The sequence below is a fragment of the Streptomyces sp. NPDC007907 genome (assembly GCF_042959365.1).
GTDB classification, from domain to species: Bacteria; Actinomycetota; Actinomycetes; order Streptomycetales; family Streptomycetaceae; genus Streptomyces; species Streptomyces indiaensis.
The window spans coordinates 689837-712995 of record NZ_JBIBKR010000004.1; the positions used below are offsets into that span (position 1 = coordinate 689837).

The following is a 23159-nucleotide window of genomic DNA, read 5'->3' on the forward strand; positions in this document are numbered from 1 at the left end:
TCGGGTGAGGCCGGTGCGGCGAGGAGTTCCCGGACGTGGGGTTCGGCGACGACGCCGGACAGGCCGATGCTCAGGCTTCACCGAAGGTGAAGGTCAAACCGGGTGTCGCGGTTCCCGGCCGGGTTGTTAGCCTGCGACGACGTCCAGCCGATCGTCCGTACGCAGAGGGAGTGGCCGTGGCCGGCACCCCGCGCATCGCCGTCGTCACCTACGACCCCCGCGGCGAGGAGCACCAGGACCGCGATCTGCCGGTGCTGGTGGACGCGCTGCGGGAGGCCGGGGCCGATGCCCTCGCCGTCGCCTGGGACGACCCGGGCGTGGACTGGGCCGGGTTCGATCTCGCTCTCCTGCGCTCCACCTGGGACTACAGCTGGCGCGCCGCGGAGTTCACGGCGTGGGCCGAGCGGTGCGCGCGGGCGACGCGGCTCGCCAATCCGCTCCCGGTCGTGCGGTGGAACGCCGACAAGCGCTACCTCGGGCAGCTCGCCGAGGCCGGGGTGCCCACCGTGCCCACCCGGTACTTCGCGCCAGGCGACCCCGTCGAGCTGCCCGCCGACGGCGAGTACGTGGTGAAGCCCGCCTCCGGGGCCGGGGCCCGGTACGCCGCCCGCTACCCGGCCGGGGAGCGGGACGCCGCCCTGCGGCAGGCCGAGCGCATGCACGCCGAGGGGTTCACCGTCATGGTGCAGCCCTACCTGAGCAGCATCGACACGCACGGCGAGCGGGCCGTGCAGTTCTTCGGCGGGCGCCTGCTGCACGCCGGCGTCAAGGGCGCCGTCCTCGCGCCGGGCACGCCGTACGACGCCGACAAGGTCGCCCACCCCGGCATCCGCCCGTGGGAGCCGACCGCCGCCGAACGGGATGTCGCCGAGCGGGCGCTGGCCGCCGTGCCCGGGGACGCGGAGCTGCTGTACGCGCGCGTGGACCTGGTCACCGGGCCGGACGGTGAGCCGTGCGTGATGGAGCTGGAGCTGATCGAGCCGAATCTGTTCCTCGAGCTGCACCCGGGCTCGGTGCCGCGGGTGGTGGAGGCGGTGCTGGCCGCCGTCGGCTGAGCCCGGCACGCGGGGCATACGTCCACTGATGCGGCTTTTGGTGTACTGCTAGGGCCATGTCCTCCGAGCGACGGTCCTGGGCACCGCTGCTGGCGGTGTGCGCCGGGTACTTCATGGTGATCCTGGACGTGACGGTCATCAACGTCGCCGTCCCGGTGGTGGGGCGGGAGCTGTCGGCCTCGCTCACCGGCATCCAGTGGATCACCGACGGGTACACGCTCGTCTTCGCCGGGTTCCTGCTGACGGGCGGGGCGCTGGGGGACCGGCTGGGCAACCGGCGGGTCTTCTGCTGGGGCGTGGCGGTGTTCACCGCGTCCTCCGCGGCCTGCGCGCTGGCACCCGACGCCCTCTTCCTGGTGGTGGCCCGCCTGGTGGAGGGGCTCGGCGCGGCGCTGATCGTGCCCGGGTCGCTGGCCCTGCTCCAGCAGGCCTACCCGGAGCCGGACACACGCTCGCGGGCCTTCGGGCTGTGGGGATCGATGGCGGGCATCGCGGCCTCCGCCGGGCCGCTGCTGGGCGGGCTGCTCGTCTCCACCGTGGGCTGGCGCTGGGTGTTCCTCATCAACCTGCCCGTCGGCGCGGTCTGCCTGGCGCTCACCCTGCGGCACGTCGCCCGCTCGCCGCGGCGCGCCGACCGGGCACTGGACCTGCCCGCGCAGGTCGCGGTCGTCGCCGCGGTGGCCCTGCTGACCGCGGCGCTCAACGAGGCCGGGCGGCGCGGCTGGTCCGACCCGGCCGTGCTGGCCGGGCTCGGCCTGGCCGCCCTGGCCGCCCTGGCCTTCGCCCTGCGCGAGCGGCTGGCCCGGTCCCCGGCCCTCCCGCTGGGCCTGCTGCGCTCACGCGCCCTGGGCGGCGGCGCCGCCATCGGCCTGCTGTTCAACTGCGGCTTCTACGGCATGGTGTTCACCGCCAGCCTGGAGTTCCAGCACCAGCGCGGCTACAGCGCCCTCGGCACCGGTCTCGCGCTGTTCCCCGCGGTGGCCATGACCATGTTCGCCTCGGTCCTGTCCGGCCGGCTGTCCCGCCGTACCGGCCACCGTCCCCTGGTCGTCTCGGGCATGCTCCTGGCCGCGCTGGGCCTGGCCGGCTGGGCCGCGGCGGGCCCCGACCCCGCCTACGGTCTCCTGGTGCTCCCGATGATGGCCGCCGGCTTCGGCACGTCCTTCGCCCTCACCGGCTCGACCGCCACCGTGATGGGCGCCGCGCCCCCGTCCTACTCGGGCGCAGCCTCCGCCCTGTTCAACACCACCCGCCAGGTCGGCAGCGCCACCGGTGTCGCGCTCGGCGGCAGCCTCCTCGCCTCGGCCGCGACCTACGGCACCGGAATCCGGACCAGCATGGGCATCGGGGCCGCCGCGTATCTGACGGCGGCGTTCCTCGCGTGGAGGTGCGTACCGGGAAAGACCCGGCACGCGGCCCCTGTCTAGGACTCACGTATCCGGGCGAACTACTGGCGTATATCCCCCACTTGGCCCAAAGTCGCGAGGTACGGTCATCGCCGACGTCGTCGAGCCGCACGGGGGAGTGGGCATGGGGAGCACCTTTCGCTACTGGGCCGAGCGCATCGTGCTGGGGCTCACCGCCGCGGTCGGCATCGTCGTCACCCTCGCCGACCAACTGGACCTGCTCGACGGTCTGGCGAGCGGCACCGTCCCGAAGCTCACGCTGCTGACCCTCAGTACCGTCACGCTGTTCCTGCTGTTCGAGATCGACCGGCTGAAGGAGCTCGACAACATCAGCACCCAGTTGTCGAAGCTGGACATCGACGCCCTGGCACGCGACCGCAAACGCGAGCACTACGGCGGTGTGGTGCGGGTGCACCGGCGCTTCCCCGAGGAGGCCTTCGAAGGCTTCCTGAACAGCGCCGAGCGCGAGGTCACCATCCTGCAGACCTGGATCCCGAACGTGCACCGCTTCGAGTCGGCGCTGAAACAGGCCATCGCCGACCGCCGGGTCAGGGTGCGGGTCCTGCTGCTGCACCCGTCCTCGCCGGTCGCGGACCTGCGCAACGAGGCGCTGCGCGGCCTGCGCGACCCGGCCCTGGAGGAGGACGTCCAGGCCGGTGTCGCCCGCTGCCTGTCGACCCTCGCCTCCCTCTTCCACAGCGTGCGCGACGGCGACCGGGCGCGGCTCCAGGTGCGCGTCTACCAGGCGCTGCCGTCGATCGCCGTGTACAAGGCCGACGAGCACTATCTGGTCAGCTCCTTCCTGCACGGCCAACTCGCCATCGACTCGACCCAGTTGGAGATCGAGGGCAGTAACACCGTGATGGGCGGGGAGATCCAGGAGGAACTGGACACCCTGTGGCGCATCGGCCGCGACGTGGATCTGGACGACTGGCGCCGGTCCGTCGACACCGGCCGATGAGCCACCGGCACCACCCGTGACCCTCGGAAAGGGATACGCACATGAGAGACCTGGACGTCTTCGAGGACGGGCTGATCGAGCGGTTCCGGCAGCATCCCGTGCTGGCCGGCACCGGACGGCTGGCGCAGGACGACTTCGCCGCGCTGCTGCTCCAGCGGCGCTTCGTCTCCCTGGCCTTCACACCCTCCTACGACCTGGCGATCGACCTGCTGACCGACGAGGCCGGCCTGCGGATCGCCCGGGCCATCCTGCGTGAGGAGTATCCGGACGGCCGCGGCCACACCCGCTCGCACCGCGAGGACATGAAGGAGGACCTGCTCCAGCTGGGCATCACCCGCGAGGAGCTGGTCGCGTCCCGGCCGACCGAGGCCACCCGGCGGGCCGTCGAGGACGCCTTCGCGCTGATCGCCGACGCGGGGAGCCACGCCGACGCCGACCTGCGGCTGCTCACGTTCCTGCGGTTCTGGGGCGAGGTCCTGGTGTCCGTGGAGTACGAGCACCTGTGGCGGCGCATGGAACCGGTGCTGGCGGGCGAGGACGGCCGCAACCGCTCCCGCTTCTACTACCCGCACTACGTCCACGACGCCAAGGCCCACCCCCTCACCACCGTCTCCCTGCTGTCGGCCACCCACTCCGACCGCCTGGCCACCCGCATCAGCGACCTCCTGGCCCGGCAGGGCGGAGCCGAGGCCTTCCGCGAGACCGAGGAGCGGGCCCTGCACCTCAAAACCGCCTTCTACGATCAGTTCATCCCGGCCCTGGACCGGGTCGGGACCCCTCAGCCCTGAGTGCCGGTGACGGCCACGCGCTGCACCAGCCCCCAGGTGAACTCGGCGACGGCCTCCCGCCGGACGCCCTCGGCGTCGGGCGCGGTGAACGCCAGTCCCCAGCGGGTCGGTGCCGTGCCCTCCAGGGGGCGGGCCGGGGCGAAGGCGCGGGCCGCCTCGTCGACCGTGCAGGACCAGGGGGTGAGGTCGTCCAGGGTGCGCAGCTCGGGGCCCTTCGCGCCCGGCGCGCGGACCAGCCACTCGTTCCACACCGCGCGGTTCGGGGCGGTCAGCACCTCGAAGCGCAGGGTGGGCCACAGGGGCACGGGCCACAGCCAGGCCTCGCAGTCGAGGTCGCCGATCCGGCGCGGCGTCCGGGACTCGGGTTCGCCCAGCACCGAGCGGTAGCGAGACAGGGATGTGCGGGAGCGCGGGGAGCGGACCATCGCCTGCCAGCGCTTGTTCGCCTCGCGCATGTCGGCGATCGACGCCCCCAGCTCATGGCGGGCGTCCTCCACCAGGCCGGGGTTGTGGTCGGCCATGCGGCGCAGCAGCACCAGCTGGAAGTCGAGCGGGGTGAAGGGGCTAGCGGGGGGCTTTCCGGAGGGCATGGGACCCATCGTCGCCCACGGGTGCCCTGCCGGGGCGGCGGCCGTCGGGCAGGAACAGCACGGAGTTGACGTAGCGCGGGCCGCGCAGGAGCGGGGAGGGCAGGACGCGGCGGAGCAGGCCGTGGGAGACGACGTAGGAGGCGCGGGCCTGGTGGTCCTCCAGCGGGAACTTCGCCAGCGGCACCCAGGTGTCGCCGGGCAGCACCCAGCCGTCGTAGCCCAGCAGCGACAGGTAGGTCACCACCGGCGCGATCGGCTGGATGCGGGACTCCAGTTCCACGAACAGGGCCGGCCGGTCACGGGCCAGCAGTCCCGTCGCCCCGCGCAGCACCGCGGGCTCGTTGCCGTCCACGTCGATCTTGATGAATCCGACGTCGCGCAGCCCCAGCTCGTCCAGCGTGACGCAGGGGACGTCCAGGGCGCGGCCGTGGATGTCGCGCCGGACCAGCGAGGACACGCCCCGGTCGCCCGAGTCGTCCGGCGGCAGCCACAGGCGTGCGATGCCCGGTCGGTCCGATGCCGCCGCCCGGACCACCCGGACGTTCGGCGGGGCGGCGGCGCTCAGCAGCCGTGCCAGATGGGGCACCGGCTCCACCGTCACGACCTGCTCGGCGAGGCCGGACAGGCGGTGCGTCCAAGGCCCGTACCAGCCGCCGACGTCCACCGCCGTCCCGCAGTCCGGCGGGCACAGCTCGGTGAGCCGGGCCAGCTCCGGCTCGAACCGGGGGTACAGCGCCCGGGCCGTCGCGGCCACCAGCCGGGTGGGCAGGAGGGGGGCGACCCGGGCCGCCAGGCTGGTCACGGCGCCATCCTCTTCAGGAGTTCCTCGTGCTCGTCGTCCGGCACCTGCTCGCCCGAGGACGGCAGCAGCTGCGGAATGCCGTCGGCGATCGGGTAACGGCGTTGCAGGCGCGGGTTGTACAGCGCCTCCTCCTGCCCGGCCTCCTCGGCCAGCAGGTGCAGCGGGCCCTTGTCGATCGGGCAGGCGAGGATCTTCAGCAGCGGGTCGTCGGGCTTCACGGTGAGGTCAGCTCCTTGGCGGGTGGGGAGGGTTGGGGAGAAGCGTCGTGCTTCGGCATGGTCAGCAGCACGGCCACCGCCAGGGCCGTGCCCGCCACCCGCAGCGCGAGCCGCAGCGGCTCGTCCGGCAGGGCCTCGCCGAACGACAGGGTGCCGAGCACCGCCGTGAACAGGCTCGTCACGGTCGTGCACACCGGCACGATCAGCGAGGCCCGGCAGCGCTGCAGCGCCGCCTGCGACATCACCAGGCCGAACGCGCCGGTGAACAGCAGGAGATACGGATAGGGGGAGGCCAGCAGGCCCAGCACCGCGCCGCCGATCCCGTCGGTCGTCAGCCGGCTGGAGACGCCCTTGATGGCCAGCGAGCTGACCCCGTACAGCAGACCCACGGCCACGCCGTACTCGACGCCCGTCGTCGGGCGCCGGTGCCGGTTGCGGGCCCGCCGCTCGGCGGAGCCGTACAGCCACACCCCGGTGGCCAGCGACGGCACGCACACCAGCAGGATCAGCTGGTAGGGCGCGTCCTGGCTGACGGTGTCCGTGCCCTCGCGCAGCGACAGCACCACCATCAGCAGAGCCAGCAGGATCGCGCCCAGCGCGTACCGCTCCCGGCCGGACGTCTCCTCCCCGAGCAGCCGCGCCGACAGCAGCACCAGCAGCACCAGGCCGGAGACGAAGATGCCCTGCGCGGCGGCGATCGGCAGGGTGCGGTAGACGACGAGCTGCGCGGCGAAACCGGCCGCGAGGGCGAGGGACCCGCCGATCCACAGGGGGCTGCCGAGGACGAGGCGCAGCAGCCGGGCCGGCCGGCGGATCGTCACCTCGGGCAGGGCGGTGAGGGCACGTTTCTCCAGCACGAAGCCCAGGCTGTAGAGGGTGTTCGCCAGCAGGGCCGCGGCCACTCCCCACCACATGGGTTACGTCCTCCGGGCGTGCAGCAGCAGGATCGACGCGAGCTGCGGCCGGGCGCAGGCCAGCCGGTCCAGCGGCCGCAGCGGGCGCGGGACGCCGTGGAAGGGGGCCCCTTCGAGCCGTACGACGGTGAACCCGGACGCGGCGACGAACTCCGTCAGCGCGCGGGCGGTGTACAGCCGCAGATGCCCCACGACCTCCTTGCCCGGGCGGCCGTGGATGCCGCGCAGACTGACCTCCGAGAACACCGGCTGCACCCCGGCCAGCAGCAGGCCGCGGTTGTACCAGGCGGCCAGGTTCGGTGTGGACAGCATCAGATGCCCGCCGGGGCGCAGGACCCGCCGGATCTCGTCGAGGGCCGCGTCCGGGTCGACGAGGTGCTCGACGACCTCGCTGAACAGCACCGCGTCGGCCGACCCGGATGCGAACGGCAGCCCGCCGCCGGTGAGCTCGCCGCGGACCGCGTACGGGATGCGGGTGCGGGCGCGGCGCAGGGCGTCCTGGGACCAGTCGACGCCGATGACGCGGTGGCCGGGCAGCAGCGGGGCGGCGGTGGCGGCGGCGGTGCCGTCCCCGCAGCCGATGTCGAGGATCGTCCGCGGGCTCTTGGTCGCCGGGGCGCCCAGGGCGCGGGCCAGCATGCGCGCCTGGCGGAGGCTGCGCGGGGTGCCGGAGGCGACCGGCACGGAGGGGTTCTCGTAGAAATCGCGCAGGTCGCGCGGTGGGGGGCCGGTCGTGGTCGGTGTCGTCACCCGGTCACCTCCGTGGTGTGCAGGTAGTGCTCGAAGAGGTCGCGGAGGTGGGCGCCGTCGCCGTTGCTGAGCAGGGCCTTCGACCAGCGCAGGGCCAGGTGGAGGCGGCCGGCCGTGGAGGCGGTGGTCACGGTCAGGCCGCGCGGCATCCGGGCCGGGGCGGAGAACCAGACCGCGTGCGCGCGGCCCGCTTCCTCGCCGAAGTCCAGGGGGTAGGGGATGCGGCCGATGTTGCTGAGCAGGGTCGTCGACGTCCAGGGCGCGGCGGCTCTGCGCAGGGTGCGGGTGAGGGCGGCGCGGGCGGTGACGGGCGCCCAGGGCGCGGTCAGGAGAGCGGCCCCGTGGCCGAGCTGGGGGCGGGGCAGGGACTTGAGGGCCCGGGTCCGCTCCGCGGTGCGGCGCAGCAGGGCCGGCATGTCGGTGACGTCGAGTTCCCCCGGCGCGTACGGCACCTCGACCAGGCGGGTGCCGTTGCCGATGGGCATCGTGGTGTCACGGGGCCGGTCGTCCACGGGCATCGTGATGCGCAGGGGGCGGGGGCGGGCGCCGTGCTCCCTGTTCCAGTGGGCGATGGTCAGGGCCGTGGCCGCCATGAGCTGGTCGTTGACGGTGTACGGGGAGCCCTTGGGGCGGTGCGGGAGGGACAGTTCGGTCACGAGCAGGCCGTTGCCGGGCGAGGGTTCGGGCGTGCCGTGCGCCACCCGTGCGGGGGGCGACCAGCCGGCCGGGGTGTCCGGGGCCTCCCGGCGGGGTTCGGCGGGGCGGGTCGGGGGTGCGGCCGGGGCGTTGTCCCGGCCCCCGTACAGCTCGGCGGCCGTGGCCAGGACGCGCAGGCACGCCGGGCCGTCCAGGGCGGTGTGGTTGATGGTGAGCAGCAGGACCGAGTCGACCACCTCGAGCCGGATCGGCGGGGACGTCGACAGCGGCGGGGCGTGGGTGAGGGCCCGGACCCTGGCGTCCCGCAGGGCGCGCGGGCCGGGCGGCGCGAAGGACACCACCTCCACGTCGGGCTCCGGTGTCAGCTCCCACTCGTACCGCCTCCGGTACCAGGGCCCCCGCGCCTCCCGCATCAGGATCCGCGGATGCCGGTGCAGGGCCTCCAGGAACGCCTTGCGCAGCCGCGCGTGGTCGATGGGGCCCGGGAGGTGGACCTCGATGTGGACCGTCTCCGGTTCCGCCTCCTGGAGGCAGTGCCGGGACACCTCGTCCACGACCGGGAACGGGATGCGTACCGGTGCCGTCATACGGTCTTGCCCTCCCCGGGGTCCGTCCTCGGCAGCTGTCGCGTCGGCGCCTGTGACGGCGGCGGCTCCTCCTCGCGCAGGCTCACCAGTCCCGCGAACAGGCCGATCAACGCGAGCAGTTGGGCCAGGTGCCCGAACGCGCCCTCGCCCGCGCCCACCGGCTTCCCGGCGCCGAACGCCGCGACGATCCCGGCACCGGCCAGGGCGGCGAAGGCGATCGGCACCAGCAGGGCGTGCCGGCGCGCGGCGAGCAGCGCCAGCGCCGGGACCAGCAGCGCGAACCAGCCCGCGATCGCCACCCCGACCAGTGTCAGCGCCACCGTGCCCAGCCACAGCCCGGGCAGCGGCGGCACCGGCTGGGGCGCGTCGGGGTGGGGAGCGCGGCGGCGCCACAGCGCCAGGCCCAGCAGGACCGCGATGCCGGCACCGCTGCCGATCAGGGCGGCGTCGTAGGCCGTGGCCGGCTCGTACGACAGCGTCACGTCGCCGCCCGCCCCGGCCGGGACCCGCCAGCCCTGTTGCCAGCCGTCCAGGCGCACCGGCGTCAGCTCCTTGCCGTTCAGCGTGGCTTTCCAGCCGTCGTTGAAGTTCTCGTACGTCGTGAGGTACGAGGCCGCGCCCGAGCCGACCGTCACCTTGCGCCGGTCGCCCAGCCAGTCCCGGATCCGCAGGTCACGTCCTGCTGCCGCGGCCTCGGGGACCGTGCCGCGGGTGAGGGTCACGTCGGTGAGCGCGAGCGGGCCCGCGTCGCCGCCCTCCAGGCGGTGCTCGCCGGCGTCCAGCCGCACCTCGGTGTCGTCGCGGCCCTCCTGGCAGAGCGTCACCTCCACGCCCCGCCGCTCCACCAGGTCCCGCACGGTCCCCTTCGCGCCCGTCCGGTACAGCTCGCCGTCCAGCGCCACCACCGGGCCCTTGCCGCAGGGCAGGGAGAACTTCCGGGTGCCGTCCGGCTGCGGGGTGCGGTACTGGTCGAGGGACGGGACGTATGCCTCCGTGAGACCCACCGGGAGGCGCAAGTCCTCGTCGGCGACCGGGTTGTGCAAGGTCAGCGGGTCCGTCTCGGTGATCGTGATGTCGAGCCGGTCGGTGGTGATCGGCGGGAAGCGGACCCAGCCGTTCTTGTCGGCGCCGGCGACGGCCGCGCCGTCCGGGGAGCTGATGTGCACCTCGGACGCGCGGGCCGACAGGCCGCCCGCGGGGGCCAGGACCAGTTCGCCGACCGGCTGCTTGCCCTCCCAGCGCAGGTGGATCGTCGGCCGGTCGCCCGCGACCCACGCCGTCGTCAGGTCGCCGTCGGTGAGGTTGCGGGCCGTGAGGCCCGCGCCGAGGCGCGCGGTGGAGTCGGCGGTGGCGACGATCCGGGACCGCTGCTCGGGCGCGACCGCGTAGAGCAGCTCGTCGAGTTCCGTGCCCGGCACGGGCACCGCGCTCGCCTTGACCTGATACGTCCCGGCGGCCGGGGTCGTGAAGCGGCGGTGCAGGCCCGCCTCGGTGCCGGTCGCGGCCAGGCCCGTGGGGTCGGAGGCCCGGTGCAGGGAGACGACGGTCGCCGCCGACGTGGCGTCCTCCGCGTCCGCCGGGAGCCGCAGCAGCCGGGTCACCTGCACGTCCGGCAATCCGATCTCGGAGAAGCCCGCGCCGGCCAGCCCGGCCCTGCGCTCCACGGAGTCCACGATGGTCAGCTTCATCCACCGCGTCGCGCCCGCGGGCGCCTTGATCCGCTGGGTCCTGCCGTCGGGCTGGAGGAAGCTCGTCCGCTCGCCCTTCTCGGTCTCCACCCGCACCTTCGTCGCCGCCGCCCGCACGCTCTCCTGCGGCAGCGGCGTGACCTTGAAGGAGGACGGCATGTCGTAGCGGCCGGTGAAGCCGATGCGCAGCCACTGCCCGTCCGGGGTGTCCGGCGCGCCCTCCGCCCACGCGGTGTCCGGGTTGCCGTCGAAGGCGTTCACCGGGTCGTACTGCGGCAGATGGAACAGCCAGTTGCCGTACGAGGACGCCGACACCGAGCGGGCGCCGCGCAGTTCGGCCACCGTCTGATGGTCGGCGCCCTCGGCGGGCAGGATCTGCCGCGGCTTCTCACCCGCGTCCTGGAGGGCGTCCGGCGCGTTGCGCTCGTCATGCGTGTACGTGTACGACGTACCGGCATTGACCAGGCCGAACCGGGTGTCCGCCCGCCGCAGCCCGTCGCCCAGCACCTGCACGGCCGGGGTGCCGAGCCCCGGGTGGTTGTCGCCGGTCAGGACGGTCGCGCGCCCGCGCAGCCGCTCCGCCAGCGGCAGCAGCGCCTCCGGCCCGCCGGACACCACGGCCGTGTCGGCGACCGGGGCGAGCCCCGCCTGCCCCGGCCGGACCACCTCCGCACCCGTGGGCCGGTAGATCTCCACGGCCCGCTGCCGCGGGTACAGCCCCTCGACCTGGAGCGGCGCGTCCTGCGCGATCCGGCCGCCGGTCATCACCGGCCCGAGGCCCGTCACCCGCTCGTACCCCGACTGTTCGAGGGTGCGCTTGACGGTCGTGGTGGGCACATAGCCGATCTGGTCGGGGTCGAGGTCGTTGCGGACGACGACGTAGTACAGCCCGGCCCGGCTCAAGTAGTCGGCCAGAGCGGGGACTTCGGCTCCGGACATCAGCGCCTGCTCGACGGCGTCCATCGCGCGCCGGTTGCCGGGGGTGCCGAACGGCACGTAGTCGCGCTGCGCCCACCGCGACTCGGCGAGCACGTCGAGCGGCTGGTCGACGGGGGAGCCCCAGGTGTACAGGCCGTGCGCGGTCGCCGGGACGACCAGGGCCCGCGAGTCGGGCGAGTACTTCTCCAGCCAGTCGGCCGTTGCCTGCCAGTAGGTGGGGAGCTTCCGGAACGAACCCGGGTTGAGGATCGAGCCGTTGAGGTACGGCCACAGCAGCCCGGGCAGGATCAGCACGGCAGCGACCAGCGGGGCGAAGCGCCTCCCGCGCACCGGCCGGGCCCCGCGCGGCTCGGCGGCCACCCCCACCAGATGCGCCAGACCGAGCACGAGCGCCAGCGCCACACCGGTCTGGAACTTGTAGATGTTCCGGAACGGCGACAGCCACCCGTCCAGCCAGCCCTGCACCACCCCGTGGAACGGCGCCCCGAACACCCCGCCGTACCCGGCCAGCAGCACCAGCACCGCCACGAGCACCGTCAGCACCAGCCACCGCCGCTCCGGCATGTCCCGCCGGGCCAGTCCGGCCAGGCCCAGTCCGGCCGCGAGCGCCGAGCACACGATCACGACGACCGAGGACGCCACGGCCCAGCCGGCCGGCAGCCACGCGTCCCCGAGATGCAGATAGGCGACCCAGTTCCCGGCGCCGCGCAGCGCCTCGGTCGCCGACATGGTGTCCGTCGTCGTCCGCGCGGTCTCTATGTAGGGGAGGAAGTTCTCGCCGTAGACCCCGAGCAGCAGCAGCGGCACCCACCACCAGGCGGTCACCACGAGCACGGCCGGAGCCCACCAGGCGATCAGCTTGCGCTGCCGCGGGCCGGGCGGCCGGGACAGCAGATACAGCCCGACCGGCAGCAAGGACGCCAGGGTCGCCGACGCGTTCACCCCGCCCATGAACGGCACGAGCAGCGCCGACCGCAGGGCCGCGACCCGGGCCGTGTACCGCTCGTCCGTCAGCGGCAGCAGCACCCACGGCAGGAACGCCCCGGGCAGCGCGGCGGCCGACGTCGACCCGATGACCGTGGTGAACACCGGCCACAGCGCATAGGCCACGGCCGCCAGGAGCCGGGACGCCCCGCTGCCCACCCGCAGCCGCTCCGCCAGCCGCAACGCCCCCCAGAAGGCGACGGACACGATCAGCGACAGCCACAGCCGCTCCGCCAGCCATACCGGCAGCCGCACGAGGTCGCACAGCCAGTAGAACGGCAGCATCGGCCACAGATAACCGACGTACTGGTCCTGGATCCCGCCGAACCCGGCCCGGTCGTGCCACAACTGGCCGAGGTCCGCCAGGAACTGCCCCGGATCGACCGTGACCCCGAGCTTCGTGTCGAAGGTCTGCCGCCCCGGCCGCACCGCCAGGAACAGCACGAACACCACGGCCCAGAAACCCAGCAGCCAGCGCCGCGACCGCGGCCCGTCGGGCGGGCCCGCGGCGGTCGCGGTGGTGGGGACGGCTGCCGGAGGAGGAGCCTGGACCGTCGTTGTCATGTAGGACACCGCCGCAGAATGAGGAGGAGGTTCCAGGTGGCGAACTCACGGATGCCGGGCGCCTTGACGACGGTCTCCGCGAGGAACGGCCAGTAGCGGGAACGCGCCGAGACGAGAGTGACGTCGTCCCGGGCGCGCACCTGCCGCAGGGTGGAGCCGATGTGCACCGCGAACAGGTTCTCGCCGAGGGTGTGCTTGGCCGGCCGGCCCGTCCGCCGCAGATAGCGGGCCCGGGCCCACTCGGCGCCGAACCAGTGCCACGGGGCCCACTCGTGCCCGCCCCACGGTGACAGCCAGTTGGTGAACGACACGTAGATCAGCCCGCCCGGCCGCGTCACCCGGGCCAGCTCGCTGAGGAACGTCTCCGGATCGGCCACGTGCTCCAGCACGTTGGAGGAGAAGGTGACGTCCGCGACGCCGTCCCGCAGCGGCAGCAGGTACCCGTCGGCGACGACCGCCGCGGCGGGGGGTTTCCCGCCGAGCTCGGCCGGGTCGGGCTCGAAGAGGAACGCGTGCGCCCCGCGCCGCCGGAACTCCTCGGTGAAGTACCCGCTGCCGCCACCGACGTCGAGCACGGTACGCCCGGCCATGGGCCCGTCGTAGGCCTCGACCTGATCGGCGGCGTCGCGTGCGAGCAGCGAGTAGCAGGCCTCGGGGTCGTCCTGCTCGTGCCGGAAGGCACGGAACAAGGCGAGGGACCGTCGCAACGAGGGGTCTCTCACCGCAGTCGAGGGGCGCGGGGCGGCCTGTGCGGCTCCGCCGCCTGGGCGCGACCAGCCACGACGGACCGTAGGCCGCCTCACGGAGCCCAGCCCCTCACCGCCTCGGCGGCCACCGCCCGGAACTGCCGCACCGTCCGGTCCCACCGGAACTGCGCCGCCCGCTCCCGCGCCGCCTTGCCCATCAGCTCCCGCTGCCGCCCGGACAGGGTCAGCGCACACCACGCCGCCGCGAACGACGACTCACCGCGCGCGAGGATCCCGGTCTCACCGTCCACCACGGAGTCCTTGAGCCCCGGCACGTCGAACGCCACACTCGGCGTCTCCCGGGCCGCGGCCTCCGTCACGACGAGACCCCATCCCTCCACCGCGGACGGATGCAACAACAGCCAGGCCGCGCACAGCAGTCGGTGCTTCTCGGCTTCCGTCACGTACCCGGTGAACTCCACACCCGGGCCGGCGAGCCGCTCCAGTCGCTCCCGCTCCGGCCCGTCACCGACGATCACCAGCCGGCCGCCGGTCACCGGCCGCACCCGCTCCCAGAGCCGCAGCAGCAGATCGACCCGCTTGTACTCGACCAGCCGCCCGACGGCGACGAACAGCGGCTCGGCCGAGCGGTCGGCCCTCGGGCCCGGCTCCTCGACCCCGTTGTGCACGACCCTGATCCGGTCCCGCTCGACCCCGATCGCCCGCAGCGCGTGGGCGGTCGAGGAGGACACGGCGACGAGCAGGTTCCGCTGCTGCGCCCCGGTCAGGGCCCAGTGTTCGAGTCTTCGGCCGATCCGTGCCGCCGGCGCCAGCGGGCCGCCGAAGCGCATCGTCCACAGATCCGTGTGGACGTGGTTGACCAGGCACAGGGTGGGCCCCCGGTGCCACAACGGCGCCAGGTACGGCATGCCGTTGCACACCTCGACCAGCAGATCGCAGTCGCCGACCCGGCGCGCGAAGGTCGACCTGGCGCGCAGGTAGTGGCCGTAGGGGCCGCCCGCCGACACGACGCGGTAGTCGCGCAGGGCGGCGGGCCCCCCGCACAGCAGGGTCACCTGGTGACCCAGGCGGGTCAGGCCGTCGGCGAGTCGGTCGACCAGCAGCTCGGAGCCGCCGGCGGAGGCGTTGTCCAGGTCGCGGTGGGCGAGGAAGACGATCCGGCGCGGATGTGGGGGGAGCGCCGGGGGGTGCTGCGCACCGGGGGACGCGGCGCGCAGCGCGGACGGTACGTGCTGGGGCATGGGTGCTCCAACTCGTCTCGGGGTGCGGAACTCAGCGTGGGGAAAACGTGGGGGTGCGATCGTCACGGAAGGGTCGGCCCGTGGGGAGCCTGAGCTCTTCCTGGGAGGGGAGTGTGGACGGGATGTGCTCGGGTGGGGTTGGACAGTTTTCGCCCGGACGTTCGCCACGGCTACTCACCGGCATGACAATTTCGGGCTTTGTTGAAGCTGACGGAACATCACTTCGTGAGGGTGGGCTGGGGCGTATCGGGCCTTTCGGCCGGAACGGGGTTCTCCGGCTCCTTCCGCCCACGCGCCACGAGAACGCCCCCCACCACCGCGAGCACGAAGCCGGCCGCCGCGGCCCCGATCGGCAGTGTCGTGCCCACCAGGCGCAGCTGCCCGCTGCCCCGCTTCGCCTGCCGCACCGCTTCCTTCTGCGTCCCGGTCGTGAACGCCACCTTCCGGCTGTCCAGCAGGACCACCGCGTCCTTCGTCCCGCCCGGCGCCCGCAGGGTCCGCCGCGGGCCGGTCCGCGCGTAGAGCACACGGCCCGTCGCCTGGTCCACGACCAGCTCGAAGCCGTGGTTGGAGTACCACTCCTCAGCCAGCACCTGCGGCCGGTTCGGCTGGTCGACGAGGCTGCCGGGCACCATGCGCGTGCCGGTCCGCCTCGGCGGCACCGCGCCGCTGAACCGGTAGCCGGTGTAACCCTGGATCTTCGCGGTGCCCCGGTAGCGCAGCACGACCGTGTCGCCGAGGCTGTTGTCCCACCACTGGTAGGAGCGTTTCTGCACGTCGAAGGGGAACTTCAGATACGCCTCGCCCTCGATGTACGGCTTCTCCCCGCAGCAGTGCACCGGCCGGGTGGTCCTGCGGTCCATCACCCAGCGGTGCGGCACGAAGTCCAGCGCGTCGTGCGGATCGGCGGCCGGCAGCGACTTGTCGGTGTCGACCGTGGTCGTCACGTCCCAGACGGTGGTGCCGCTGCGTTCGCTGTCCTCGACATTGCCCCGCACCCGCTGGGTCACGGTGATCCTCCGGTCGGGCACCGTCTCGACCCGGTCGGTGTCGAAGACGCTGCCCCGGCCGGTGTAGACGGCGGTCGTGTCGATGTCGATCGGGTTGACCGCGGCACGCGGCTCCACGTACCAGGCGAGCAGGGGTGCCAGCACCAGCAGGAACGTGCCGAGACCCAGCAGGACCAGGGAAAAGGGGGAGGTTGTACGGCGCATCCGGGCACTCCAGTGGCTTGGGGCGGCTCGACGTACGAGAGGGCCGGCACGGTGGCGAGGTGCGCGCGTGCGGCTGGGCCGGGAACCGTAGGCCGCTCTTGACGGGGTGTCAATGCTTGTCGAGACTGGGCGCGACAGGCAGGGACGGGGTGCCGGGGTGGGGCAACCTCCGGACGACCTCCGGACGAATCCGGACAGAGAGGCTGACCCTGCGATGTCCAGACTGCTCGCCGCCGCGCTGACCGTCGCGCTCGCCGCCGCCCTCGCCGTGGGCGCCGCGCTGGGCGTGGTCGCGCTGCTCGAAGCCACACCCGACCAGCCGAACACCCCTCTGATCACGTACGAACAAGACGGTCAGGGGAGTTGACGGTGACGGCCGCCCGCACCGCAGCCGTCACGACGCGCTCGGCCTGGCACGACGTACCGCGTTTTCAGGTGCGCCGGTTCGCCGCGATCGCCATGGCCGAGGCGCCCGGGCTCGCCGAGGAGATCCTCCGCGAGATCCAACGGGAGTACCCGCACCTGCCCGTCGTCCTCGACGACTCCGGCGAGCCGATGGCCCTGGTCGGCATCCGGCGCGCCATCGAGGTGTTCGTGCAGCACCTGGAGCACTCGGAGGGGCGCCCGACCGTCCCGCCCGGCGTCTTCCAGGACTTCGGCCGCGGCGAGGGCCTGAACGGCCGCTCCCTCGACTCCCTCCAGGCCGTCTACCGCATGGGCGTACGCCTGGCCTGGCGCCGCTTCGCCGACATCGGCCAGCGGGTGGAGATCCCGCCCCCGGCCATGTACGAACTCGTCGACGCGGGCTACGAGTACCTGGACGGGCTGGTCGACCAGTCCGTACGCGGCTACGCCGAGGCCGCCGCCCGCCAGGCCGGTGAACGCCTGCGCCTGCAACGCCGCCTGATGGAGCTGCTCCTCGCCGAGCACCACCGCGGCGACCCCGCCGAGGCCCTGACCGAACGCGCCGCCCGCATCGGCTGGCCCTTACCGGAGAAGGTCGCGGTCGGCGTGCTGCTCCGACCCGCCCGGGAGGCGATGGCCCCCGCGGTCGGCCAGGGCGTGCTGCTCGACATGGAGTACGAGCAGCCGCGCATGGTCGTGCCCGAGCCGGACGCCGCGGGCCGCCCCGAGCTCCTGCACCGGGCCCTGGCCGGCTGGTCCGGCGCGATCGGCCCGCCGGTCCCGCTCACCGACGCGGCGAAGTCGCTGCGCTGGGCGGAGGCGGCGGTCCGTCTGATGGAACGCGACCTCCTCCCCTCCGGTGAGGTCCTCCACTGCACCGAACACACCGAGGCCCTGGTCCTCCTCCAGCCCGAGGAACTCATCGACGACCTGGCCCTCAGGTGCCTGGCCCCCCTGACCCACTGCGGCCCCACGCACGGCCGCCGCCTCGCCGAGACCCTCCTGGCCTGGCTGGAGACCCGCGGCGGCGCCCCGGAGGTCGCCGCCCGCCTCGGCGTCCACCCCCAGACGGTCCGCTACCGCCTGCGCCAGATCCGCGAACTGTGGGGCGACGAGATCGACGACCCCGACCGCCGCTTCGAACTGGAACTGGTGCTGCGGGCACAGCGGTTGAGGGGAGAGCTGGGGGTGACGGCGGAGCGACGGAGACGAACGTGAGCACACACGCCTCGACACAGGACCGGGGCCCGGGACCCTGGGTGGGCCTGAGAGGCCGAAGGGGCAGGTGCATGCGCCTTGACGGGCGGGACGGGGGCGGCTGGGTCCGCGAGAGGCCCGCTCGACGGGGCAGATGCCTGTGCCTTGACGGGCGGGACGGGGGCGGCAGGGGCCGCGAGGAGTCCGCACCGACAGGGCCGGCTCGTGCACGTCTCAGTGGGGCGGTTCCGTCGCGAACGTGCCCGGCGGAGGCTGCTTCTCGGCCATCGCGCGGCCGCCCGCGAGTTTCGCCCTGAGCCGGATGACGGTCCCCGGGGGCAGACCCTCCACCAGCGCGCCGGGCACCCCGAGTTCCAGGCGCTCGCCCACGTACCGGGACAGCAGGTCGGCGTAGCCGGGGACCGGCCGGGCGTCGAGCACGTCGACGAGCAACTGGTCCCAGCCGTCCAGCCGTGGGTGCGGCCCGGAGGCGACCAGCCGGGTGACCAGCGCGGTGAGATTCTCGATCGCCTGCACCATCCCGGTCACCTCCGTGCGTCCGCTGCCGGCGGGGCCGTGTCCGCCGGGTCCGCCCCGCGACGCCCGGCACGTGCGCTCGCCGCACCGGACACCGCGGGCGCCCGCCCTCCGGGACGGACGACGGGTCTCGACGGAGACGACTTACGGCCGACGGTACGAGTGCCCCACGCCGCCACCGGCCGAATGCGCCGCGCGCCGCGCGCCGTTGAGTTCTGGCTGCGAAGCCGCCTCGGCGAACGGTTCGGGCCCGCGCGCGGATCCGCTCAACCTCTGCTCCAGCGCGTCGAGCCGGGCCTGGAGGGCCTGGACCGTCTCGGCCAGCCCGGTCTCACCGGCCGGTGCCGCGCGCCCCGCGCCGGAGTGGACCGGCATGTGGACGGGACCCGGCACGGTGACCCCGACGGTGGCCGTCATGGTCGGGCCCGAGGCGGAGATGCCGCTGACGGACACGCCGGTCGCGGCGCCCGCGTAGGAGTGCGAACTCGGGGCGGTGGACGGGCCGAACGCGGTGTTGCCGGAACTGCCGGGAAAGGAGTCCCCGGCGTCACCGCGGTTGGCCCCGAGCTCCAGTTCCCGCTCGTCGTCCGCCTGCACCAGACCCACCATGTAGTGGGTCTCGTCGGAGTTGTCCGGCTGGTGCTCGTCGATGTGCCAGATCAGCAGCCCGTCGCCGGGCAGCGACACGTCGTACCCGGTGCGCTGGCGGTTCTCGAGCAGGAAGTACTCGCTGCCCGGCAGCCCCCCGGTCCACAGCCGGTGCACCTGGTGGCTGTTCTTCACGTCGGGCAGGGACAGCGTCGTCGGACCGGTGACGTTGGACACCGTCGCCCAGCCCTGGTCGATCTTGCACCAGGCCGACGGATGCGTCGGGATGTCACCGCCGCCGCCCCAGGAACCGCCGCCCATCAGACACCAGTCGCCGACGCCCTCGGACGAGCCGTCGATGTCGTACAGGTCCGGGAAACCGAAGACCAGGTGCCCCAGCTCATGCGCGCAGACACCGATCTTGGCGTCCTCGGGGATGGTGAGGTAGGCGAAGATCCGTGCGCCGTCGGCGTTGTAGGCGTCCGGCAGCACCCACTTGTGCGACCAGATGTCCCCGGGGTCACCGGTGACCTCGCCGCCCCGGCCCGCGTGCACGACGATGAACGCGTCGACGAACCCGTTGCCGTCGTTGTCGTACGGGGCGTAGTTGATCCGCGGGTCGGCGGTGATCGCGGTGTCCCGGGCCATCAGCTGCGCCCGGGCCTCCCCGGCGGGCCGGCCGATGCCGAAGTTGCCGTTGGCGTAGTAGGAGAGCTTCTTCGGCAGCCGCACCGGGCCGACGACCTCGCCGACGATGTCGACCAGACCGTGCGTGGCCTCCCGGAAGTACTCGCGGACACTGCCGTGGGGCATCGAGCCGAGGGAGAAGAACAGCTCCTCGAAGTGCTCCTGAGCGGCCGTCATCTCCTTGTCGGCGAAGTCGGCGAGGATGACGACCACACGGACCGCGCCCGTGAGCGGTGCGCGTTCGGCCGCCGCGGCGGCGATGGACTCCCGGGGCGTGCCCACGGGGAACTCGTCGGGTGGCTTGATCGTGCCGTCGTCGAAGCCGGGGTGGCGTGGCTGGCCGCCCACGACGAACTGGCCGCCCAGCGGTGACGCGGACTCGATGCGCAACCTCTCCTCCTGGAGCCGCTCGCGCAGTTCGGGACTCGGGGAGACGGCGCAGAAGTCGGACCGGACGGCGACCGCGCCCATACGGCGGGGGAGGTGGTCGGACATGGTGGTGCCCCTCGGAATGAGAAGGTCGGGTTTCGGCCAGTGACGCACGCGGCCCGAGCCGTCGCAACCGCAGTGGCCGGCCACCCTCGCGCACGGTCCATCTCCCCGTCGCAGGGCCCCTGGTGCGCATATGCGCGCCGGGCCGATCCGAGGTTTGATGGAAGGGAGCGCCGGGCCGCTGCGCCCGCGCGAAGTCCTCAACAGGACGGCACAACATTCAACTTCATCGGGTCGTCCCCGATCCCCGGCGCGGGCCCTCGCACTCACCACCCCCCAGCGCCGCTCCCCTCGCACTCCCTTGTGTGGAGCACCCCCATGCCTGGCACCCCGGACTCGAACCGCCCTCCGCTCTCCGCCGCGGAGATCCGCACCGCCCCCCTCCAGGTCCCGCAGCACGACGCTCCGGACCCCAACGGCTTCAAGCCGGTCGAACCGCCCAAGTCGACGGTGGTCCCGGTGAAGGCTCCGCCGGCCGGGGAGGTGGCGGCGCCCGACCTCGCGCCGTCGATGCCGACCGGACAGGACGGCGTCCGGCTCGAACCGAACCGCTTCCCGGTCGGCGAGCCCCCGCAGCTGGTCTTCGCCGGACAGGAACTGGAACCGCTCCTGGTGTTCAACCCCGACGGCCGGCGCGTCTACGACGACCGGACCTTCCCCTGGGTGCTGGCCTGCCGGGTGTTCTCCGGCTCGGGGAACGGCTCCGGCGCGCTGATCGGGCCGCGGCACGTGCTGACCGCGAGCCACGTCATCGACTGGCAGGCGCTCACCGTCTCCGTCAGCCTGGTCCAGGGCTCCACCCCGCTCGCGAGCGCGGGCGCGACCCACATCATGGCCTACGAGCACATCGTGGACGTGACGTACAGCAACGCCGACGACGACTACGCGGTCGTGATGCTGGACCGCAGGCTGGGTGACGGCTTCGGATTCCTCGGCTGCCGGACCTACGACTCCGACTGGGACAACGAGACCGCGAACTGGTTCAACATCGCCTACGAGCCGCTTCTGCACGCCACGGCGGCGAACTTCCAGACCGGCTTCTTCCTCGACGAGGACGACTTCGACCTCGGCGGCGGCCGCATGCTGATCACCAAGACCGGCGACTTCCTCAAGGGCATGTCGGGCAGCCCGGTCTTCGGCTTCTGGCCCGAGGGCCCCTTCGTGGTCGGAGTGGCCAGCGCCGGTGCCAACGGCGGCGTCTTCGGCAACTACAACGCCATCGCCGGGGGCAACAACCTGACCCGGCTCGTCAACAAGGCCAGGGCCGACTTCCCCTGATCCACGGCCCGCCTGTGCACCGGCAGGAGCCGCCGCAGGAACGCGGCCCCTGCCGGTGCGCGTCTGTCCCGGGCGCGCCTTCGCTCCCTGCGTGGCTCGGTCCCGGTCCCGGTCCCGTCCCTTCCGTGCCTGTGCCCATTGCCCGGGCATACCTCTATGGCTAGCCTGTGTTCGTCATGCCGATCGCCTGTTGATATCTCGAACACAGGCGCCTGAGACGTACAAGGGAGGGGGCCGGTCGTGGGACGCCTCGTACCAGCCGTGACCCGGGCTCTCGACATTCTCGAGCTCTTTCTCGACGGGGACGGGACACTCTCCGCCCCCGACATCGTGCGCCGGCTCCAGCTGCCGCGCACCACCGTGCACGAGCTGGTGACCACGCTCGCCGCCCGGAAGTACATCGTCCCGGTGCCCGGCCAGCCGGGACGCTACCGGCTCGGCGTACGCCCGTACCAGCTCGGAGCCCGCTACGCCGAGCAGCTCGACCTCGCCGCCGAGGGCCAGCAGGTCGCCCGGTCCGTCGCCGAGACCTGCGACGAGACCGTGCACGTGGCGATCCTGGAGGACACGGACGTCATCTACATCGCCAAGGTCGACTCCACGCACGCCGTGCGGATGGTCTCGGCGGCCGGGCGCAGGCTGCCCGCCCACTGCACCTCCGTCGGCAAGATGCTGCTGGCCTCCCTCCCCGAGCCGGAGCTCACCGCGCGCATCCCGGACGGTGCCGAGCTGGTCGCGATGACCCCCAACAGCATCACCGACCCGGCCGCCCTGCGCGAGGCCCTGGCCGAGATCCGCGAGCGCGGCCTCGCCGTGGAGAACCGCGAGTCCAACCCGGACGTGTCCTGCGTGGCCGCGCCGGTCCGCGACCGCACCGGGCAGGTCGTCGCCGCCCTGTCGATCTCCGTGCCCATGATCCGCTGGAGCGAGGAGCGCCGGGCCGAGCTGGAGCAGCTCGCGGCCAAGGGCGCCGCCGAGCTGTCCGAGCACCTCGGTCACCGGGGCATCGCATGACGGTGCCCTACGAGGTCGCCGTGCGGGCCGAGGCCGAGCTCGGCGAGGGACCGACCTGGGACGCGGCGGCCGGCCGGCTGCTGTGGATCGACATCCTCGGCTCCCGCCTGCACACCTACGACCCGGCCACCGGGTGCCGCACGCTGCGCCGCACGGAACAGCACATCGGCGCCGTCAAGCCGCGTACCGGCGGCGGACTGGTGCTGAACCTGCGCGACGGGGTCGGCCTCCTCGACCCCGACGGCACCTTCCGCTGGCTCCACCACGAGCCGGTCCCCGGCCGCCGCGCCAACGACGCCGCCGTCGCGCCCGACGGCTCGCTGTGGGCGGGAACGATGCGCTACGACGAGGCACCGGGAGGAGGCACCCTGTCCCGCCTCACCGGCGACGGCACGGCCGAGGTCGTGCTCGACGACGTCGCCGTCAGCAACGGCACCGGGTGGAGCCCCGACGGGCGCCTCATGTACTACATCGACACCCCGACCCGCCGGGTCGACGTCTTCGACCACGCGGACGGACGGCTCTCCGGGCGGCGGACCCTCGCCGTGATCGAGGAGAGTGCCGGCTTCCCGGACGGGCTCACCGTGGACGCCGAGGGGTGCGTGTGGGTCGCCCTGTGGCAGGGGTCGGCGGTGCGGCGCTACACGCCCGACGGTGAGCTGGACCGGGTGATCGAGCTGCCGGTGGCGCTGGTGACGGCGTGTGCGTTCGGCGGGGACGGGCTGACCGACCTGTACGTGACGACGGCCCGGGTGGGACTGGCCGAGCCGCCCGCACTCGCCGGGTCCCTGTTCGTGGTGCCCGGGGCGGGCAAGGGACTGGCACAGCCCGCGTTCGCCGGCTGACCGCAAGCGGGGTAGGACGGCCGGGGCCCCGGGGGGCCCGCACGCGTGGAC

21 protein-coding genes are annotated in these 23159 nt (G+C 73.4%); 9 read left to right on the forward strand and 12 right to left on the reverse strand.

Going from position 1 to position 23159, the window contains the following annotated elements:
• The first annotated feature begins 176 nt into the window (after nucleotides 1-176).
• The 4 genes from ACFZDI_RS19385 to ACFZDI_RS19400 all read left to right on the forward strand — a co-directional run bounded on the left by ACFZDI_RS19385 (nucleotide 177) and on the right by ACFZDI_RS19400 (nucleotide 4210).
• Nucleotides 177-1055 carry a RimK family alpha-L-glutamate ligase gene (locus ACFZDI_RS19385; protein ID WP_391251947.1) on the forward strand — a complete coding sequence of 293 codons (879 nt, stop codon included), beginning with the start codon at nucleotides 177-179 and terminating at the stop codon, nucleotides 1053-1055.
• 56 nt (nucleotides 1056-1111) lie between these two features.
• Complete coding sequence (locus ACFZDI_RS19390; RefSeq protein ID WP_391251949.1) at nucleotides 1112-2482, forward strand: DHA2 family efflux MFS transporter permease subunit; 1371 nt, start codon at nucleotides 1112-1114, stop codon at nucleotides 2480-2482.
• Between the two features lie 103 nt (nucleotides 2483-2585).
• Nucleotides 2586-3422, forward strand: a complete 837-nt coding sequence (locus ACFZDI_RS19395) for a hypothetical protein (protein WP_234850339.1) — start codon at nucleotides 2586-2588, stop codon at nucleotides 3420-3422.
• Between the two features lie 41 nt (nucleotides 3423-3463).
• Nucleotides 3464-4210: a hypothetical protein gene (locus tag ACFZDI_RS19400; protein WP_234850338.1), complete on the forward strand. Its 747-nt coding sequence runs from the start codon at nucleotides 3464-3466 to the stop codon at nucleotides 4208-4210.
• On the opposite strand, the gene ACFZDI_RS19405 is transcribed toward ACFZDI_RS19400, so the two are convergent.
• The 10 genes from ACFZDI_RS19405 to ACFZDI_RS19450 all read right to left on the reverse strand — a co-directional run bounded on the left by ACFZDI_RS19405 (nucleotide 4201) and on the right by ACFZDI_RS19450 (nucleotide 16065).
• Nucleotides 4201-4809, reverse strand: a complete 609-nt coding sequence (locus ACFZDI_RS19405; protein ID WP_391251951.1) for a hypothetical protein — start codon at nucleotides 4807-4809, stop codon at nucleotides 4201-4203. The genes ACFZDI_RS19400 and ACFZDI_RS19405 overlap by 10 nt on opposite strands.
• Nucleotides 4775-5602, reverse strand: a complete 828-nt coding sequence (locus tag ACFZDI_RS19410; protein ID WP_391251953.1) for an FkbM family methyltransferase — start codon at nucleotides 5600-5602, stop codon at nucleotides 4775-4777. The genes ACFZDI_RS19405 and ACFZDI_RS19410 overlap by 35 nt, the downstream gene beginning before the upstream one ends.
• On the reverse strand, nucleotides 5599-5820 hold the full coding sequence (locus tag ACFZDI_RS19415; protein WP_234850336.1) for a Trm112 family protein: 222 nt from the start codon (nucleotides 5818-5820) through the stop codon (nucleotides 5599-5601). Before ACFZDI_RS19415 ends, ACFZDI_RS19410 begins: the two co-directional genes overlap by 4 nt.
• The gene (locus tag ACFZDI_RS19420) at nucleotides 5817-6722 is read right to left on the reverse strand and encodes a hypothetical protein (protein WP_391252273.1); all 906 of its coding nucleotides are present in this window, start codon (nucleotides 6720-6722) and stop codon (nucleotides 5817-5819) included. Before ACFZDI_RS19420 ends, ACFZDI_RS19415 begins: the two co-directional genes overlap by 4 nt.
• Nucleotides 6723-6737: 15 nt before the next feature.
• On the reverse strand, nucleotides 6738-7484 hold the full coding sequence (locus tag ACFZDI_RS19425) for a methyltransferase domain-containing protein (protein ID WP_391251956.1): 747 nt from the start codon (nucleotides 7482-7484) through the stop codon (nucleotides 6738-6740).
• A complete protein-coding gene (locus ACFZDI_RS19430; RefSeq protein WP_391251958.1) occupies nucleotides 7481-8728 on the reverse strand; it encodes a condensation protein in 1248 nt (415 codons plus the stop codon). Before ACFZDI_RS19430 ends, ACFZDI_RS19425 begins: the two co-directional genes overlap by 4 nt.
• The gene (locus ACFZDI_RS19435) at nucleotides 8725-12903 is read right to left on the reverse strand and encodes an alpha-(1->3)-arabinofuranosyltransferase family protein (RefSeq protein ID WP_391252275.1); all 4179 of its coding nucleotides are present in this window, start codon (nucleotides 12901-12903) and stop codon (nucleotides 8725-8727) included. Before ACFZDI_RS19435 ends, ACFZDI_RS19430 begins: the two co-directional genes overlap by 4 nt.
• Entirely contained in the window at nucleotides 12900-13625 is a 726-nt protein-coding gene (locus ACFZDI_RS19440) for a methyltransferase domain-containing protein (protein ID WP_391251960.1), read from the reverse strand. Before ACFZDI_RS19440 ends, ACFZDI_RS19435 begins: the two co-directional genes overlap by 4 nt.
• Before the next feature lie 77 nt (nucleotides 13626-13702).
• Nucleotides 13703-14851, reverse strand: a complete 1149-nt coding sequence (locus ACFZDI_RS19445; protein WP_234848894.1) for a glycosyltransferase family 4 protein — start codon at nucleotides 14849-14851, stop codon at nucleotides 13703-13705.
• Between the two features lie 218 nt (nucleotides 14852-15069).
• The gene (locus ACFZDI_RS19450; protein WP_391251963.1) at nucleotides 15070-16065 is read right to left on the reverse strand and encodes a porin PorA family protein; all 996 of its coding nucleotides are present in this window, start codon (nucleotides 16063-16065) and stop codon (nucleotides 15070-15072) included.
• Nucleotides 16066-16279: 214 nt separating this feature from the next.
• On the opposite strand from ACFZDI_RS19450, the gene ACFZDI_RS19455 reads away from it, so the two are divergent.
• Both ACFZDI_RS19455 and ACFZDI_RS19460 read left to right on the forward strand, forming a co-directional pair.
• Nucleotides 16280-16432 (forward strand): hypothetical protein, encoded by a 153-nt coding sequence (locus ACFZDI_RS19455; protein WP_234848896.1) that lies wholly within the window; start codon nucleotides 16280-16282, stop codon nucleotides 16430-16432.
• A 2-nt stretch (nucleotides 16433-16434) separates the two neighbouring features.
• Nucleotides 16435-17688 carry a CdaR family transcriptional regulator gene (locus ACFZDI_RS19460; RefSeq protein ID WP_234848897.1) on the forward strand — a complete coding sequence of 418 codons (1254 nt, stop codon included), beginning with the start codon at nucleotides 16435-16437 and terminating at the stop codon, nucleotides 17686-17688.
• 213 nt (nucleotides 17689-17901) lie between these two features.
• Here ACFZDI_RS19460 and ACFZDI_RS19465 read toward each other — a convergent pair whose 3' ends face one another.
• A complete protein-coding gene (locus ACFZDI_RS19465; RefSeq protein ID WP_234848898.1) occupies nucleotides 17902-18207 on the reverse strand; it encodes a hypothetical protein in 306 nt (101 codons plus the stop codon).
• A 141-nt stretch (nucleotides 18208-18348) separates the two neighbouring features.
• A complete protein-coding gene (locus ACFZDI_RS19470) occupies nucleotides 18349-19974 on the reverse strand; it encodes a M6 family metalloprotease domain-containing protein (protein ID WP_391251966.1) in 1626 nt (541 codons plus the stop codon).
• Nucleotides 19975-20289: 315 nt separating this feature from the next.
• On the opposite strand from ACFZDI_RS19470, the gene ACFZDI_RS19475 reads away from it, so the two are divergent.
• From ACFZDI_RS19475 to ACFZDI_RS19485, 3 genes are all read left to right on the forward strand, one after another.
• Entirely contained in the window at nucleotides 20290-21249 is a 960-nt protein-coding gene (locus ACFZDI_RS19475; protein ID WP_234848900.1) for a trypsin-like serine protease, read from the forward strand.
• 240 nt (nucleotides 21250-21489) lie between these two features.
• Complete coding sequence (locus ACFZDI_RS19480) at nucleotides 21490-22263, forward strand: IclR family transcriptional regulator (protein WP_234848901.1); 774 nt, start codon at nucleotides 21490-21492, stop codon at nucleotides 22261-22263.
• Nucleotides 22260-23108 (forward strand): SMP-30/gluconolactonase/LRE family protein, encoded by an 849-nt coding sequence (locus ACFZDI_RS19485; protein WP_391251969.1) that lies wholly within the window; start codon nucleotides 22260-22262, stop codon nucleotides 23106-23108. The genes ACFZDI_RS19480 and ACFZDI_RS19485 overlap by 4 nt, the downstream gene beginning before the upstream one ends.
• The last annotated feature ends 51 nt before the right edge of the window (nucleotides 23109-23159 follow it).